At 69.8% G+C, this 16,138-nt stretch carries 9 protein-coding genes; 1 reads left to right on the forward strand and 8 read right to left on the reverse strand.

Annotated elements, in window-relative coordinates; all coding sequences use genetic code 11:
- Nucleotides 1-194 precede the first annotated feature (194 nt).
- A complete protein-coding gene (locus tag BT264_RS09560) occupies nucleotides 195-2,678 on the forward strand; it encodes a family 20 glycosylhydrolase (RefSeq protein WP_072444719.1) in 2,484 nt (827 codons plus the stop codon).
- A 143-nt stretch (nucleotides 2,679-2,821) separates the two neighbouring features.
- Here the strand turns inward: BT264_RS09560 and nagE are convergent, their stop codons facing one another.
- The 8 genes from nagE to imuA all read right to left on the reverse strand — a co-directional run bounded on the left by nagE (nucleotide 2,822) and on the right by imuA (nucleotide 15,864).
- Complete coding sequence (nagE, locus tag BT264_RS09565; protein WP_072444721.1) at nucleotides 2,822-4,585, reverse strand: N-acetylglucosamine-specific PTS transporter subunit IIBC; 1,764 nt, start codon at nucleotides 4,583-4,585, stop codon at nucleotides 2,822-2,824.
- 87 nt (nucleotides 4,586-4,672) lie between these two features.
- On the reverse strand, nucleotides 4,673-7,255 hold the full coding sequence (gene ptsP / locus BT264_RS09570) for a phosphoenolpyruvate--protein phosphotransferase (RefSeq protein ID WP_072444723.1): 2,583 nt from the start codon (nucleotides 7,253-7,255) through the stop codon (nucleotides 4,673-4,675).
- 15 nt (nucleotides 7,256-7,270) lie between these two features.
- The gene (locus tag BT264_RS09575; RefSeq protein ID WP_072444725.1) at nucleotides 7,271-8,287 is read right to left on the reverse strand and encodes an SIS domain-containing protein; all 1,017 of its coding nucleotides are present in this window, start codon (nucleotides 8,285-8,287) and stop codon (nucleotides 7,271-7,273) included.
- Nucleotides 8,280-9,383 (reverse strand): N-acetylglucosamine-6-phosphate deacetylase, encoded by a 1,104-nt coding sequence (nagA, locus tag BT264_RS09580; protein ID WP_072444726.1) that lies wholly within the window; start codon nucleotides 9,381-9,383, stop codon nucleotides 8,280-8,282. Before nagA ends, BT264_RS09575 begins: the two co-directional genes overlap by 8 nt.
- A gap of 98 nt (nucleotides 9,384-9,481) precedes the next feature.
- Complete coding sequence (locus BT264_RS09585; protein WP_047899075.1) at nucleotides 9,482-10,216, reverse strand: GntR family transcriptional regulator; 735 nt, start codon at nucleotides 10,214-10,216, stop codon at nucleotides 9,482-9,484.
- A gap of 325 nt (nucleotides 10,217-10,541) precedes the next feature.
- A complete protein-coding gene (locus BT264_RS09590; protein ID WP_072444727.1) occupies nucleotides 10,542-13,745 on the reverse strand; it encodes an error-prone DNA polymerase in 3,204 nt (1,067 codons plus the stop codon).
- A gap of 6 nt (nucleotides 13,746-13,751) precedes the next feature.
- On the reverse strand, nucleotides 13,752-15,239 hold the full coding sequence (locus BT264_RS09595; protein WP_072444728.1) for a Y-family DNA polymerase: 1,488 nt from the start codon (nucleotides 15,237-15,239) through the stop codon (nucleotides 13,752-13,754).
- A complete protein-coding gene (gene imuA / locus BT264_RS09600) occupies nucleotides 15,172-15,864 on the reverse strand; it encodes a translesion DNA synthesis-associated protein ImuA (RefSeq protein WP_110281348.1) in 693 nt (230 codons plus the stop codon). Before imuA ends, BT264_RS09595 begins: the two co-directional genes overlap by 68 nt.
- Between the last annotated feature and the right edge of the window lie 274 nt (nucleotides 15,865-16,138).

A 16,138-nucleotide genomic window follows, 5' to 3' on the forward strand; every position in this document is an offset into this window, starting at 1 on the left:
TACGCCGCCCCGCCGATCCGATCGGCACGCCTGCCCGCCTCCCGTTCCGTAACGCACGCCCTCGCGTGCCGAAAGCGCGCGGTGCGGCCGCATCGCCCCGCACGCTGGCATCTCCCGCAGCTCCACTGAAAGACCCGATCGCAGCGACGTCACCCCACGACGCCGCCACGCCCCCTTTTTTCTCAGGAGTTCGAATGAAGCGCATCTTGTCATCCCTCTTTGCCGGCGCGCTGATCGCAGCGCTGTCGCCGGCCGCGATCGGCGCCCAGCCGGCGTCGGCCGCGTCCGGCGCAACCGCGGGCATCGCGCAGCCCACCGCGCAAGCGGCCAGTCTCGCGGCGCTGCTGTCGAACGGCCTTGCCTTGCGCGTCGCCGTCGACAACAACCACGCAGCCGCGGCCGGCGTGCCGTGCGCCGATCTCGGCGCCGACGGCGCGGCCTGCGCGACGGGCCGCCTGATCCTGCAGAACCGCGGCCACCAGGCGATCGCCGACGGCGGCTGGAAGCTCTACCTGCACAGCATCCGCCGCCTGCTGCGGATCGACCGTCCGGGCTTCGCGCTGCGGCGGCTCACGGGCGACCTGTACGAGTTGACGCCGCAGCCGGGCTCGGTGCGGCTTGCGCCGGGCGAGCGCATCGAACTGCCGTTCGTCGCCGAATACTGGCTGCTGCGCTACAGCGACGTGATTCCGCGCCCGTACGTCGTCGTCGACGGCGCGCCGCCCGCCGTGCTGCGCTACAACGACACCGACGACGAGCTGCGCTACGTCGAATCGCTGCCGTCCGACGCGCAGAACAACTCGACCGGCAATGCGCCGCCGGTCGCCGCCCGGCCCGACGCGAGCCGTGCGCTGCCGAGCGTGAAGCGCGAGCAGCCGCTGCCCGGCACGCTCGACCTGCGCGGCGTCGAGTTCGCGTTGCCGAACCTGCCGGACGCGCAGGTCGCGGCGCTGCGCGAGCGCGCGACGACGCTCGGCCTCGACGGCGCACGCGTGCCCGTGTGGGGTGCCGTCGCGCCGCGCCGGCTGCCGGCCGACATCGCGACGCCGGGCGGCTACCGGCTCGCGATCGGGCCGCGCGGCGTGTTCATCGAAGCCTACGATCGCGCGGGCCTCTACTACGGCGTGCAGACGCTCTTCTCGCTCGCGCCGGCCGGCGGCGGCCCGATCCCGGCGATGCTCGTCGAGGATGCGCCGCGCTTCACGCATCGCGGGATGCACGTCGACCTCGCGCGCAACTTCAAGCACCCGGCGACGCTGCGCCGCCTGATCGACCAGATGAGCGCGTACAAGCTCAACCGCCTGCACCTGCATCTGTCCGACGACGAAGGCTGGCGCATCGAGATCCCCGGCCTGCCCGAGCTGACCGAGATCGGCTCGCGCCGCTGCCACGACCCGAGCGAGACGCGTTGCCTGCTGCCGCAGCTCGGCTCCGGCCCGGACAACCGCTCGGGCGGCGGCTACCTGACGCGCGACGACTACGTGGCGCTCGTGCGCTACGCGGCCGCGCGTTTCGTCGAGATCATTCCGGAGATCGACATGCCCGCGCACGCGCGCGCGGCCGTCGTGACGATGGAGGCACGCTACCGCCGGCTGCATGCGGCTGGCCGCGAGCAGGAAGCGAACGCATACCGGCTGCTCGATCCGCAGGACACGTCGAACCTGCTGACGGTGCAGTTCTACGACCGCCGCAGCGACCTGAACCCGTGCGTGCCGGGCGCGCTCAATTTCGCGTCGAAGGTGATCCGCGAGATCGCGGCGATGCATGCTGACGCGCAGGCGCCGCTGCACACCTGGCACTACGGCGGCGACGAGGCGAAGAACATCCTGCTCGGCGCGGGTTTCCAGCCGCTGAACGGCACCGACCCGAACAAGGGCCGCATCGATCTCGCCGCGCAGGACAAGCCGTGGGCGCGTTCGCCCGCGTGCACGGCGCTGCTCCAGCGCGGCGAGATCAAGTCGATCGACGAACTGCCGACGCGTTTCGCGCAACAGGTGAGCGCGGCAGTCAACGCGAACGGGATCGACACGATGGCCGCGTGGCAGGATGGCATCAAGCATGCGAACGGGCCGCAGGACTTCGGCACGCGCCACGTGATGGTGTCGCTGTGGGACACGATCTTCTGGGGCGCGTCGGACAGCGCGCGCGACCTGAGCGGCAAGGGCTACCTGACGGTGCTGGCGCTGCCCGACTACCTGTACTTCGACTTCCCGTACACGCTCAACCCGCGCGAGCGCGGCTACTACTGGGGCTCGCACGCGACCGACGAGTACAAGGTGTTCTCGCTCGCGCCCGAGAATCTGCCGCAGAACGCCGAGGTGATGGGCGACCGTGACGGCAACGCGTTCGAGGTAACGGGCACGGGCCCCGCGCCGCGCCTCGAAGGCATGCAGGGGCAGGCATGGGGCGAGGTGATGCGCAACGACACCTTCCTCGAATACATGGCCTACCCGCGGCTACTCGCGCTCGCCGAGCGCGCGTGGCACCGGGCCGACTGGGAGCTGCCGTACGCGGCCGGCGTGCGCTACAAGCGCGGCGATACGCATCACGTCGACACGGCCGCGCTGCAGCGCGACTGGGCCGGTTTCGCGACGCTGCTCACGCAGCGCGAATTGCCGAAGCTCGACCGCGCGGGCATCGGCTACCGGAAGCCGACCTTCACGCTGACGAACCCGTGAACGGTTGAGCGGTTGAGCGATGCGGACGAACGCATCGCGCAATCGCCCCGCCAAAGCAAAACGGCTTGCGACGCATCGCAAGCCGTTTTCGTTTCTGCCGGCCGGCCCGAACCCGCAGCGCGGGTCCTGCCGGCCTTATTGCGTCATGCCGGTTGCGCTGCCGCCCCGCCTGCCGCCGGCGGCAGGCGCGCGCCGAGCTGTTCGGCATAGCGTGCCGCCGCATTGCCGCAGACGATGTGGAACGTGTCGAGCGACACCCACGCGACGTCGAGCGTGCCGAGACGATCGCGATCGACCGCCGACGGATCGCGCACGACGACGCGCAGGCGCGTGGTCGCGACCGCGTCGAGCGACACGACGTTGGTCGCCCCGCCGAACACCGCGAGCCAGCGTGCCGGCTCCGGATCGAGCGGGCCGGCGGCCGCGCCGGTGACGGGCTGCGCCGCGGCGGCCGTCGCCGTCGACGCCGCGCCGGTCGCACCGCTGCCGATCGCGGTACGCATCTCGTCGGCAATGAGGTCGGCCTCGGGCCCGATGATCACCTGTACGCTGTTGCCGCCGCGCTTGAGCACGCCGCGCGCGCCGATCGACTTCAGTCCCGGCTCCGATACCTTCTCCGGATCGACGACGGTCAGGCGCAGGCGCGTCGTGCATGCGTCGACGACCGTCAGGTTGCCCGCCCCGCCGAGCGCGGCGATGTAGCGCTGCGCGCGCGGTGCAGCCGATGCCGCGTCCGCAGCCGGCGCGACGAAGCCGCCCGATGCGTACGATTCCGCCGCCGCGTCGGCCGATGCCGGCTCACGGCCCGGCGTCGCCATGTTGAACTTGCGGATGAAGAAGCGGAACAGCCCGTAGTACGCGGCGCCGTATGCGATGCCGAGCGGAATCGCGATCCAGCCCTTCGTCGACAGCCCGTAGTTCAGTACGTAGTCGATCCCACCGGCCGAGAACGTGAAGCCCAGCTTCACGCCGAGAATCTGGCAGATCGCGAGCGACAGCCCCGTCAGCACCGCGTGGATCACGTACAGCACCGGCGCGAGGAACATGAAGCTGAACTCGATCGGCTCGGTCACGCCGGTCAGGAACGACGTCAGTGCCATCGAGAACAGCAGGCCGCCGACCATCGCGCGGCGCTCCTTCGGCGCTTCGTGCAGCATCGCCAGACACGCAGCCGGCAGGCCGAACATCATGATCGGGAAGAAGCCGGCCATGAAGGTGCCCGCGGTCGGGTCGCCCGCGAAGAAGCGGTGCAGGTCGCCGTGCACGATGTCGCCGCCGGCGGGCGGCGTGAAGTTGCCGAACACGAACCACGCGAGCGAGTTGATGATGTGGTGCAGGCCCGTGACGAGCAGCAGGCGGTTCAGGAAGCCGAACACGAACGCACCGATCGCGCCCGCCGTCGTCAGCCACTGGCCGGCCGCGTCGATCGCATGCTGGACCGGCTGCCACACGTACCCGAACACGATGCCGAGTATCACGCAGACCAGCCCCGTGATGATCGGCACGAACCGTTTGCCGCCGAAGAACGCGAGGTAGTCCGGCAGCTTGATGTCCTTGAAGCGGTTGTACAGCAAGCCCGCAACGACACCCGCGATGATCCCGGACAGCACGCCCATGTTCAGCTTGGGATCGATGTCCTTCATGATCGCGGTTTCGATCAGGTAGCCGATCGCACCCGCGAGCGCCGCAACACCGTTGTTGTCTTTCGCGAAGCCGACCGCCACGCCGATCGCGAACAGCAGCGGCAGGTTGTCGAAGATCGCACCGCCGGCGTCGGCGATCATCTTGATGTTGAACACGTCCGGCTGGCCGAGCCGCAGCAGGATGCCGGCAACCGGCAATACCGCGATCGGCAGCATCAGCGCCCGGCCCAGGCCCTGTATTTTCAGAAACGGATTCCCGTTCATTCAGTCCTCCAATCCTTGTCTCGTCGTTAAGCGTCGTTGACCTAATTGCTCTCGTAGTGAAACGGGTCGCGAGCCTGCCTTCGACGTTCAGTCGAGCGGCCAGACCTCGCGGCTTGCTGCCCTTACCGCCTGTGCCGAATCGAGCGCGAGCAGATCCTGCGCGCGCTGACGGCACATCTGGTAATCGAGACGGCGCACACGCGCCTTGATGCCCGGCACCGCTACCGGGTCGACCGACAGTTCGGTCACGCCGAGGCCGACCAGAATCGGCACCGCGAGCGGATCGCCGCCGAGCGCGCCGCACACGCCGACCCACTTGCCGTGCTTCGCGGCGCCGCGCACCGCGATGTCGATCAGGCGCAGCACGGCCGGATGCAGGCCGTCGGATTGCGCGGCCAGATCGGCCTGGCAGCGGTCCATCGCGAGCGTGTACTGCGTCAGGTCGTTGGTGCCGATCGACAGGAAATCCGCGTGTTGCGCGAGCTGGTCGGCCAGCAGTGCGGCCGACGGCACCTCGATCATCACGCCGACCTCGATCGGCTCGGTGCGGCCCTGCGCGCGCGCGAACTCGTCGATGCGCTTTCTGAGCCGCACGATCTCGCCCGCGTCGGTGACCATCGGCAGCAGGATGCGCACCGCGCCGAACGGCTTCACCGCGAGCAGGCCCTGCAACTGATCGTCGAGCAGATCCGGGCGCACCTGCGCGAGGCGGATGCCGCGCAGGCCGAGCGCCGGGTTCGGCTCGGGCGGCAGCGTCAGGTAGTCGACTTCCTTGTCGGCGCCGACGTCGAGCGTGCGGATGATCGCCGTGCGCCCCTGCAGCGCGTCGACGATCGACTGGTAGCTCTGCTGGTGTTCGACGACCGTCGGCGCGGCCTGGCGATGGATGAACATCAGCTCGGTGCGCAGCAGGCCGACCGCGTCCGCGCCGTTGTCGACCGCGGTGTTCGCGTCGTCGAGCGTCGCGATGTTCGCGGCGACCTCGATCGCGCGGCCGTCGGCCGTCGTGGCGGCAACGCCGGCCAACTGCCGGTTCGCCTCGCGCACGCCGTCCAGGCGCTGGCGCTCGTGCCGCGCGCGTTCGACGTCGAGCGCGGTCGGCGCGTGTTCGAGACGGCCCGCGCTCGCATCGACGACGACCTGCGTGCCGTCCGGAATCGCATACAGCGCATCGCCGACCGCGACCAGCGCCGGAATGCCGAGCTGCCGCGCGATGATCGCCGCGTGCGACGTCGCGCCGCCGCGCGCCATCACGAGCGCGGTCACGCGCTGGCGATCGAGCGACGACAGATCCGACGGCGTGAATTCCTCGGCCGCGAGCACGGCCTCGTCGGGCAGCGCACGCGCCGCGCCGTTCGTGTGGCCGAGCGCGCGCAGCACGCGCTTCTCGATGTCGCGCAGGTCGGCCGCGCGTTCGGCGAGCAGCGCGTCGTCGAGCTTCGACAGCGTGTCGATCTGCGTGCGGATCGTCGCGCGCCATGCGAAGCCCGCGCCCTTGCCGAGGCTGATCAGGTCGCGTGCGGCGTCGATCAGCGTCGGGTCTTCCAGCAGCACGCGATGCACCGCGAAGATGCCCGCTTCGCCGACCGCGCCGCGCGCCGATGCGCTGCGCACCGTTTCGTCGAGTTCGGCATCGACTGCCTTCAGTGCCTGGTCGAGCTGGCGGCTTTCCGTGGCCGGCGTGCCGGCTGCCTGCTCGGGCGGCACGATTTCCGCATCGTCGAGACGCACCAGCGTGCCGACCGCGATGCCGGGAGCCGCACACACGCCCGCGAGCGAGTTCGGGTCAATCGGCGCGCCGACGTTGCGCGCGACCGTCTGCGGCGCGGGCGACCTCAGCCGTGCCGGCTTTTCCTCGACCTCGCCGTGCGCTTCGCGCAGCAGTTCGTGCTCGACCGCATCGACGGCCTGCCGTGCGTGCGCACCGCGGCCGACCAGTTCAACCGTCGCGCCTTCGCCGGCGCCGAGGCCAAGCAGGCCGACGACGCTCGCGATCGACGCCTTGCGGCCGTCGAACAGCACGTCGACGGTCGCGTCGAGCCCGCGCACGGCCTCACGCGCACGCGCGGCCGGCCGCGCATGCAGGCCGCCCGGCTGCGCCAGCACGATTTCGCGGCGCACTTCGTTGTGTGCCGCCGCGCCGGCCTGCGCCGCCTGCGCGGCCGCTTCGCCCTTGCCGCGCAGCGCGAGCAGCGGCGTCTCGCCGGCCGTCGCGAAACCGCTCGCACGGTCGACGACCTCGAACGCGTCGGAGTTCGCGATCGCGATCACCGACACGAGCGAATGCGCGCTGCGTGCGACCGCGTCCTGGTCGAACTCGATCAGCAGATCGCCCGCCTCGACGCGCGCGCCGGCCTCGACGTGCGCGGCGAAGCCCTGCCCGTTCAGCTCGACGGTGTCGATGCCGATGTGCAGCAGCACTTCCGCGCCTTGCGGCGTCGTGATCGTCACCGCGTGGCCCGTGCGCGCGAGATGCGACACGATGCCCGCGCACGGCGCGACGAGCTTGCCCGCGAGCGGGTCGATGCCGATGCCGTCGCCGAACATCCCGCCGGAGAACACCGGATCGGGCACGTCGGCCAGCGGAACGATCGGCCCCGTCAGCGGGGCAAGCAGGACGATCTGATCGTGGGTGGGGCTCTTCAACTGGGACTCCTCGGCGCGTCTCATCGGCTGTCTCGGCTATCAGTGCGTTTCGGTGACTTTGTTCAGGTGGCGCGGCGTGTCGGGATTGCGGCCTCGCGCGACGGCGAGATCCGCCGCCATCACGTAGAACGAAAGAATGGCGGCGATCGGGTCGAGCGCCGGATGGGCGGACTGCGCGAGCGGCAGCACCGTGCCCGGCAGGCCGGGCGTGCCGGCGGGCGCCGCGAGCAGCACGGCGGCGCCGCGCGCGCGCATGTCTTGCGCGAGCTGCAGCAGGCCGGCCTGCTCGGGCCCCGGCGGTGCGAACACGAGCAGCGGATAGTCGCGGTCGATCAGCTCCATCGGGCCGTGACGGACTTCGGCGCTCGAGAACGCCTCTGCCTGGATGCCGGACGTTTCCTTCAGCTTCAGCGCGGCTTCCTGCGCGATCGCAAGACCAAGGCCGCGGCCGATGACGATCATCCGCTCGACGCCCGCGAGCGCGGCAACGGCCTGCGACCAGTCGAGCCGGCCGGCCTGCGCGAGCACGTCGGGCAAGCCGCGCAGCGCGGTCATCAGCGCGGCGTCGCGCTGCCAGTAAGCGACGATCTGCGCGGACAGCGACAGCATCGCGATATAGCTCTTCGTCGCGGCGACCGACAATTCGGGGCCGGCGAGCAGCGGCAACTGGTGCTCGCACGCATCGGCGAGCGGCGACGGCAGCACGTTCACGGCGGCGACGGTGCGCGCGCCGGCTTCGCGCAGCGCGGCCATCGTGTTGACGAGGTCGGGGCTCTTGCCCGACTGGGAGAATGCGATCGCGAGTTGATCCTGCACCTTCAGCGGCGCCTGCTGCAGCGTCGCGACCGACATCGGCAGCGACGCGACCGGCACGCCGAGGCGGCTCATCGTCAGGCTCGCGAAATAGCTCGCGGCGTGATCCGAGCTGCCGCGCGCGACCGTCAGCGCGACGGCCGGCGGGTGATCGAGCAATTGGCCGGCGAGCGCTTCGACGCGCGTGGTGTCGGCGATTTGCGCGGCGACGACCTGGGCGGACTCGCGCGCTTCCTTAAGCATATTCGACAATCGATTCTCCTTCGACATAGGTCGCGGTGAGGTTCAGGTCGCGATCGAACACCGCGAGGTCGGCCCATGCGCCGCGCTCGAGGCGGCCGCGATCGGCAACGCCGAGGTAGTCGGCCGCATAGCGCGACATCCGGTTCGACACGTCGGCGATCGGCAGGCCGAGCGACACGAGGTTCCGCAGCGCCTGGTCCATCGTCAGCGTGCTGCCGGCGAGCGTGCCGTCGGCGAGCCGCACGCCGCCGAGGCACTTCGTCACGTGCTGGCTGCCGAGCCGGTATTCGCCGTCGGGCATGCCGGTTGCGGACGTGCTGTCGGTCACGACGTACAGGCGCGGGATCGCGCGCAGCGCAGCACGAATCGCGCCCGGGTGCACGTGCAGCAGGTCGGGAATGATTTCCGCGTATTCGGCATGCGCAAGCGCCGCGCCCACCAGGCCCGGGTTGCGGTGATGCAGCGGCGACATCGCGTTGAACAGGTGCGTGAAGCCGCATGCGCCGTGCTTGAGCGCGGCGACGGCATCGTCGTAGGTCGCGAGCGAATGGCCGAGCTGCACACGCACGCCGCGCGCGGCCATCTCGCCGATGATCTCGATGTGGCCGGCGATTTCCGGCGCGAGCGTGACGACGCGGATCGGCGCGATCGACAGGTACTTCAGCACTTCGTCGAGCACGGCCGACACGGCCGCGTCGGGCTGCGCGCCGAGCTTGCCGGGGTTGATGTACGGCCCTTCGAGGTGCACGCCGAGCACGCGCGCGCCGCCCGGCGTGCGGGTGCGTGCAACGCTGCCGAGGTTGCCGACGACTTTCATCAGTTCGTCGCGCGGCGCGGTCATCGTCGTCGCGAGCAGGCTCGTCGTGCCGAATTGCGCATGCGTGCGGGCAATCGTCTCGATCGCGTCGCCGCCTTCCATCACGTCGGCGCCGCCGCCGCCGTGCACGTGCAGGTCGATGAAGCCGGGCAGGATGTACGGCGCGTCGTTCTTCGCGGGATCGGCGGGCGTACCGTCGAGCGTGGTGATGCGGCCGTTCTCGCTGTCGAGCGAACCGTGAATCCAGCCGTCGGGGGTGAGGATGTTTCCAGTCAGCATGACGTTCTCTTGATGATCTGGTGACGCGGGCATCCGCGTCGTGATTTGCAAATCCGTGTCGTTGCTTCGCGCATGTCGCGCGCGGGCAGTCTCGCGCGTCAGCGTTTCAGTTCGGCGACGAAGTCGTAATAGTCGTCGCGGCAATACGATTCGGTCACTTCGATCGCGCGCTGGTCCGCACCGTAGCCGATGCGCGTGATCACGAGCAGCGCCGCGCCCGGCTTCACCGCCATCCATTTCGCGATCTCGCGCGTCGCGTTCACCGCGCGAAAGTGCTGCAGCGCGCGCACGACGACCATGCCGCGTGCTTCGAGGTATTCGTACAGCGATGCACCGAGCGCCTGCGGATCCGGCACCACCGCGGCCGGCAGCGTCGAATGCTCGACGGCCATCACGATGCCGTCCGCGCGGCGCAGCCGTTCGAGCCGAGCAACCGTCGCGCCCGGCGCGAGGCCGAGATGCACGATCTCGTCGCGGCTCGCGGCGCGCAACTTGCGCGACAGCCACACCGAATCGGGCATGAAGCCGCGCTGCTGCATCTTCGCGGTGAAGCCGACGAGACGCGACAGCGGATCGGCAACGCGCGGCGTGATGAAGCTGCCCGCACCGCGCGCCCGGGTGATCAGCCCCTGTTCGACCAGCAGCGCGAGTGCGCGGCGGGCCGTGATCCGCGATACGCCGACCGACACCGACAGCAGCCGCTCCGACGGCAGCGCCTCGCCGGCCCGCCACGCGCCGCCGTGAATCGCGCTCGCCAGGTTGCGGGCGAGCTGCAGGTAGAGCGGCGTGTCGCTGAGGGGATCGGGCGCCAGTTCGGACCAGCCGGTTTCCATGTGCCTCCGGGTGTCGGGCGACGACCTCGGGCCGTCGAAAGTGAACGCATTATATAACCACCATAATACCAGTCAACGAACTGGTATTAGCGGCGTGAAAATCGCGGAAAGCCTTGCTGCGCAAGCGTTTTAGCGCCGGGAAATCCTTTGTTTACAATGCTGTGCGGGATAGGGATTTACCCGAGGTGGTATGCAAGGGGACAGTTCCAGTGCCCGGTTCAGCCAGGTTTCGGGTGCGAATATGAGACCGGAATAGAACCAGTTGAGCCGACTGGTATGCATCGTGGGACGAAGCGCCGCGGGCCGGCGGCACGCATCGATGGAGTCAGTGGAATTCGCGGCTCGACGTACGCAGGCCGCCGAGCAGCGGCGTCAGATCCTCGAAATGCTGCGCGATGAGGTGCCTCACGTCGCTCACGACCTGCCACACGCCGGACGCCGCGAGCAGCCGCGAATCGAGGGTTTCGCGGCGCTGCCGCGCGAGCAGTTCGGGCCGGACGATCACGTTCACGCAACCCGTTTCGTCCTCGAGCGTCATGAACATCACGCCTTTCGCGGTGCCCGGCATCTGCCGCGCGGTCACGAGCCCGCACGCGCGTGCGAGCCGGCCGTCGGGGCGGTTGCGCAGTTCGGCCGCGGACGACAGCCGCTGCGCGCGCAGCGCGGGCCGCAGCAATGCGACCGGATGGCGGTTCAGCGTGAGGCCGGTGGTGTGATAGTCGGCGAGGATGTCGTCGGCCTCCGACGGCGCGCCGAGCGCGGGCTGCTCCGCTTCGTCGATCGGCGCGGCGGCGAGCAGGTCGCGCTCCGGCGCCGCGGCGACAGCCTGCCACAGTGCATCGCGGCGATGGCCGGCGAGCGTCGCGAGCGCGTTCGCGGCGGCGAGCGCTTCGAGGTCGCGGCGTTCGAGCTGCGCGCGACGCGCGAGGGTGTCGACGTTCTCGAACGGGCCCGCCGCGCGTGCGGCTTCGATGCGGCGCGCGGCGGCTTCGCCGAGGCCGCGCACGAGCGACAGGCCGAGCCGCACGGCAGGCTGGCCGTGCGGCGGCGGCTGGCCGGGCAGCGCTTCGAGCGATGCTTCCCAGTCGCTTTGCGTGACATCGATCGGCAGGACCTGCACGCCGTGGCGCTTCGCGTCCTGCACGAGTTGCGACGGCGGGTAGAAACCCATCGGCTGGCTGTTCAGCAATGCGGCGAGAAAGATCGCCGGTTCGTGGCATTTGAGCCAGCTGCTGGCGTAGGCGAGCTTCGCGAAGCTCGCCGCGTGGCTTTCGGGGAAACCGTAATCGCCGAAGCCCTTGATCTGCTCGAAGATCTGTTCGGCGAATTCGGGCGGATAGTCGCGCTCGCGCATCCCGTCGACGATCTTGCGGTGATATTGCTCCAGATTGCCCTTGCGCTTCCACGCGGCCATCGCGCGACGCAACTGGTCGGCTTCGCCGGGCGTGAAGCCGGCCGCGATCATCGCGACCTGCATCACCTGCTCCTGGAAGATCGGCACACCCTGCGTGCGTTCGAGCGCTGGCTTCAGATCTTCCTTCGGGTAACTGACCTTTTCGATGCCCTGCCGCCGCTTCAGATAGGGATGCACCGCTCCGCCCTGAATCGGCCCCGGCCGCACGATCGCCACCTCGATCACCAGATCGTAATAATTGCGCGGCCGCAGGCGCGGCAGCATCGACATCTGCGCGCGCGATTCGATCTGGAACACGCCGACCGTGTCGGCGCGGCAGATCATGTCGTAGGTCGCTTCATCATCCTGCGGAATGTGTTTCAGCGTGAATGGCTCGCCGCCCGGCTCCGGCGGCCCGCGCCACGCGGTGCGCATGTCGAATGCGCGATGCAGCGCCGACAGCATGCCGAGCGCCAGCACGTCGACCTTCATCAGTCCGAGCGCCTCGAGATCGTCTTTATCCCACTGGATCACGCGCCGCCCGTCCATCGCAGCGTTCTCGACCGGCACGAGCCGCGTGAGCTTGCCGCGGCTGATCACGAAGCCGCCGGAGTGCTGCGACAGGTGGCGCGGAAAATTGAGCAATCGCCCCGCCAGTTCGGCCCATGCGCGAATCAGCGGCGTTTCGGGATCGAGCCCGGCCGTCGCGAACTTCTGCAGCAGATCGCGGCTGCCGTCGAACCAGCGGTGCCCTTTCGCAACGCGATCGACCAGCATCGGATCGACGCCGAGCGCCTTGCCGGTTTCGCGCAGCACGCCGCGCGGGCGATACGTCGATACGGCAGCGGCGAGCGCGGCGCGATCGTGTCCGTATTTTTCGTAGATATGCTGGATCACTTCTTCCCGACGCTGATGCTCGAAGTCGACGTCGATATCGGGCGGCTCGCCGCGTTCCTCGCTGATGAAGCGCTCGAACAGCATCGTGCTCTGATCGGGATTGACTTCGGTGATGCCGAGGCAGTAACAGACGACCGAGTTCGCGGCCGAGCCCCGGCCCTGGCACAGGATGTTCTGGCTGCGCGCGTATTTGACGATGTCGTAGACGGTCAGGAAGAACGGTTCGTAGTTCAGCTTCGCGATCAGGTCGAGTTCATACCGGATCTGCGTCGCCACTTTCTCCGGAATACCCTGCGGATAGCGCCCGGCCGCCCCTGCCCTGGTTTCCTGCTCCAGATAGCTCGTCGGCGTGAGCCCCTTCGGCACGATCTCGTCGGGATACTCGTAGCGCAGCGAATCGAGTTCGAAATGACATGCATCGAGAATCGCGCACGTCTGCGCGATCTCGTCCGGCGAGAACAGTTCTGCGATTCGCTGCCGCCTGCGCAGATGCTGCTCCGCGTTCGGCGCGAGCGCATAGCCGCATTCCGAGACCGGCATCCCGATCCGGATCGCCGTCATCACGTCCTGCAGCGGCTTGCATGACCGCCGGTGCATCGTCACATCGCCAAGCGCAACGATGCGCACCCCACGCCGCGCGCCGGCCGCACGAATCTCCTCGCGCTGCGCACCGTCCAGCGCGCGCTGCAACTGCACGAGCCCCAGCCGCGCACGCTCGCCGAATGTCGCGCGAAACCATGCGACCTGAGCATCGAGTACGTCCGCACGCACCGGATACGCGGGCACGAGAATCGCGAAGCAGTCGGGCATTCCGCGCAAGTGTGCAAACGCCTCGGGCGGCACCGACAGCATCCTCGACGTCAGTCGATACGTGCCCTTCGGCGATGCCATCCGCCGCCACGAAATCAGCTCGGACAGGTTGCCGTAACCCTCGCGGTTCTGCGCGAGCAGCACGAGCCCGAACGCGCCGGGGCCCGGATCGTGGCCAGGTGCGACTTCATCCGGGGTGACTTCGAAATACGAACCGATGACGAGCGGCAGCCCTTTCGCCTTCGCCTCGACATGCATGCGCGGCGCGCCTGCGAGCGAGCATTCGTCGGTGATCGCGATCCCGCGATAGCCGAGTTCGAACGCGCGCTCGACCAGTTCTTCCGCATGCGACGCGCCATGCAGGAACGAAAAGTTCGAGCGGCAGAACAACTCCGCGTAGTCGGGAAGAAACTGGTATTGCGCAGCCATCACCGCTCACCCGAACAGGCCGTGCAGAAACCAGTGCGGAGCCGACCGACTGCTCGTCCGCTCCCTGAATACCCAGTAGCACGCCCCCTCTTCGCCCTGCGCAACGTAGTAATCGCGCGCGGCCAATTGACCATCGAACCACCCGGCCTCGATCCGTTCCGCCGACGACATCATCCTGAGCGGCGTATGAAATACCGGCCGCTCCCCGCGCATCAGCAACGGCAGCGGCTCGGCCAGCAGCCACGCGGGACGCGGCGGCACGGCCGGCGGACCAGCGGCCGGCTTGCCGGCCTGCGCATCGAGCGGCAGCCAGCGGTTCGCGGCTTCGGGCCGGTGATCGGCGACGGGCGCCGCGCGCAGCACGTTCTCCGCGCCGAGCCGCGCGACCAGCAACTCGAACAGCCGCGCGCGCGTCTCGCGCGTGCCGCCCGGCTCGGGAAACAGATCGTCGGCCGGCGGCGCGACCGATTCGACGCGCGTGGCCTTCAGGCGCACCGCGATCACCGCGGCCGGCAGTTCGACGCGCGCGAGCCGCTCGCCGAGCAGCCGCATGAAGTGCGCCTCGTCGCGTACGGGCGCGGCGAACGCGAGTTCGAGCGGCGTCGGCGGCACGGCCTGGCGGCCGCGCTCGTGCTCGAGATCGAACGTCATCGCGGCCAGCGACAGTTGCCGCGCGGCCAGCCAGCCGCAGAGCTGCACGACGAGCCGCCGCGCGGCGAACAGCACGGCTTCCGCGTATTCGACGCGCTCCGGCAATTCGAGCCGCACGTCGAACACGGGCGGCACCGCCATCCACGCAAGCGGCTCGACCGCTTCGCCGTATGCACGATCGAGCGCGGCCAGCAGCGCGGGACCGCAGCGGCGCTGCAGCCCCGCGCGCGGCAGGCGGCGCAGATCGGCGAGCGTGCGGCAACCGAGGCCGTCGAACCAGCCCGCATACGGACGCGCATCGGGCAGCAGCACACAGGGCAGCCCGTCGAGCGAGCGGACGAGCGACGCGTGGCCGGCGACGCGGCGCCGGATGCGCGCGCGCGCCGACGTGCGCGCGAGCAGCCACGCGCCGCGCCCGGTCGGCGCGGCGGACAGGCGCGCCGCATAACCGAGCGCCGCGAGCGTCGCGCGCACCTGGCGGCACAGCGACGGCAGGCCGCCGAACAGGCGCAGGCTCGGGCCGACGTCGACGATCAGCGTGGCTTCGTCGTCGAGCGCGACGCACGGCGAGAAGCGCAGCAACGCGAGCGCGACCGCGCGCTGCGCATCGGCCTCGCGCGCGGGATCGCGTTCGACGAGCTGCGTCTCGGGCGCGAGCGTCAGCACGCCGCCGCGCTTCATGCCCGCGCGCACGCCTTGCCGGCGCGCGGGCGCATCGGCGATCAGCACGACGCCCTGCTCGAGCACCGCGCAGCCGGCGCCGCCGGCCGCTGCGTCAGACGGCTGCGGGGCGCACACGTCGAGCGGCAGGCGCGGCAGATGGATGCCGAGCAAGACGCGCATAACGACTCTCCACGATGGGCGACGGCAGGTCGAGCACGAGCGGCTCGCCGCGCGCGGGCCCGCGACGCTTGACGATATCGAGCGACACGCCGCCCGGCACGGGATGCAGCGCGACGCGCAGCACGGCCGGCGACGGCTGCCGCGCGGCCGACAGCGGGCGCAGCATCACGAACAGCGTGTCACCCGTGCGCGCGGCCGCGAGATGCAGGCGCCGCAGCGCATCGGGCCGCGCGTCCTGCCAGAGCAGCAGCGCGCCGCAACAGCCGGTCCTGAGCGCCTGCTCGGCGGCCCACAATGCATCCGTGCGGCTGCCGGCGCGCAGCCACAGCAGCGCGTCGGCCGGCACGCCGAGACTGGCGAGCGCGGTCGCATGCGGCGATTGCGGCGGCGCGACGAGCGCGAGCGGACGCCGGGCGCTGACGGTGCGTGCGAGCGCGGGCGCGAGCAGCCGCATCTCGCCGCAGCCCGGCTGCGCGGCCAGCAGTTCGACGAGCCCGCCGACCGGCCAGCCGCCGCCCGGCAGCTCGGCGGACAGCGGCGCGAAGCCGGTATCGATCGTGCGCGGGCCGCCGCGCGCGAGCTGCGAGCCGCGCCAGAGCGTTATTCCCCCCGAGCCGGAATGCATACTTGCGTCGAGCAACGTATCGATGGACCGAGCCCGTTCGTCAGCGGGCCGGATCTGGCTGGGATGGAGAAGAACGGTAGTCACGATCGATCGCTCACTAATACTGTATATATATACAGTATTCTAGCTGAAAATCTCCAAGGCGCGAGAGAGGCGACGATAGGAATTCAGGGCGATATCCAGAGCGTCCTGGCTCGCCGAGCATGCGCGCTCGGGCAGAGCTGACGTCAATAGTCAGCTCTAAGCCACGGGCGCGCCGATGAAGGTCGCACGG

The sequence above is a fragment of the Burkholderia sp. NFPP32 genome (assembly GCF_900119325.1).
In the GTDB taxonomy this organism is placed as follows: Bacteria; Pseudomonadota; Gammaproteobacteria; order Burkholderiales; family Burkholderiaceae; genus Burkholderia; species Burkholderia pyrrocinia_C.

What these genes read in the sequence shown, in the direction of transcription:
- BT264_RS09560 (WP_072444719.1), top strand. Translation starts at nt 195, where the DNA reads ATGAAGCGCATCTTGTCATCCCTCTTTGCCGGCGCGCTGATCGCAGCG.
- nagE (WP_072444721.1), bottom strand. Translation starts at nt 4,585, where the DNA reads ATGAACGGGAATCCGTTTCTGAAAATACAGGGCCTGGGCCGGGCGCTG.
- ptsP (WP_072444723.1), bottom strand. Translation starts at nt 7,255, where the DNA reads ATGAGACGCGCCGAGGAGTCCCAGTTGAAGAGCCCCACCCACGATCAG.
- BT264_RS09575 (WP_072444725.1), bottom strand. Translation starts at nt 8,287, where the DNA reads ATGCTTAAGGAAGCGCGCGAGTCCGCCCAGGTCGTCGCCGCGCAAATC.
- nagA (WP_072444726.1), bottom strand. Translation starts at nt 9,383, where the DNA reads ATGCTGACTGGAAACATCCTCACCCCCGACGGCTGGATTCACGGTTCG.
- BT264_RS09585 (WP_047899075.1), bottom strand. Translation starts at nt 10,216, where the DNA reads ATGGAAACCGGCTGGTCCGAACTGGCGCCCGATCCCCTCAGCGACACG.
- BT264_RS09590 (WP_072444727.1), bottom strand. Translation starts at nt 13,745, where the DNA reads ATGGCTGCGCAATACCAGTTTCTTCCCGACTACGCGGAGTTGTTCTGC.
- BT264_RS09595 (WP_072444728.1), bottom strand. Translation starts at nt 15,239, where the DNA reads ATGCGCGTCTTGCTCGGCATCCATCTGCCGCGCCTGCCGCTCGACGTG.
- imuA (WP_110281348.1), bottom strand. Translation starts at nt 15,864, where the DNA reads ATGCATTCCGGCTCGGGGGGAATAACGCTCTGGCGCGGCTCGCAGCTC.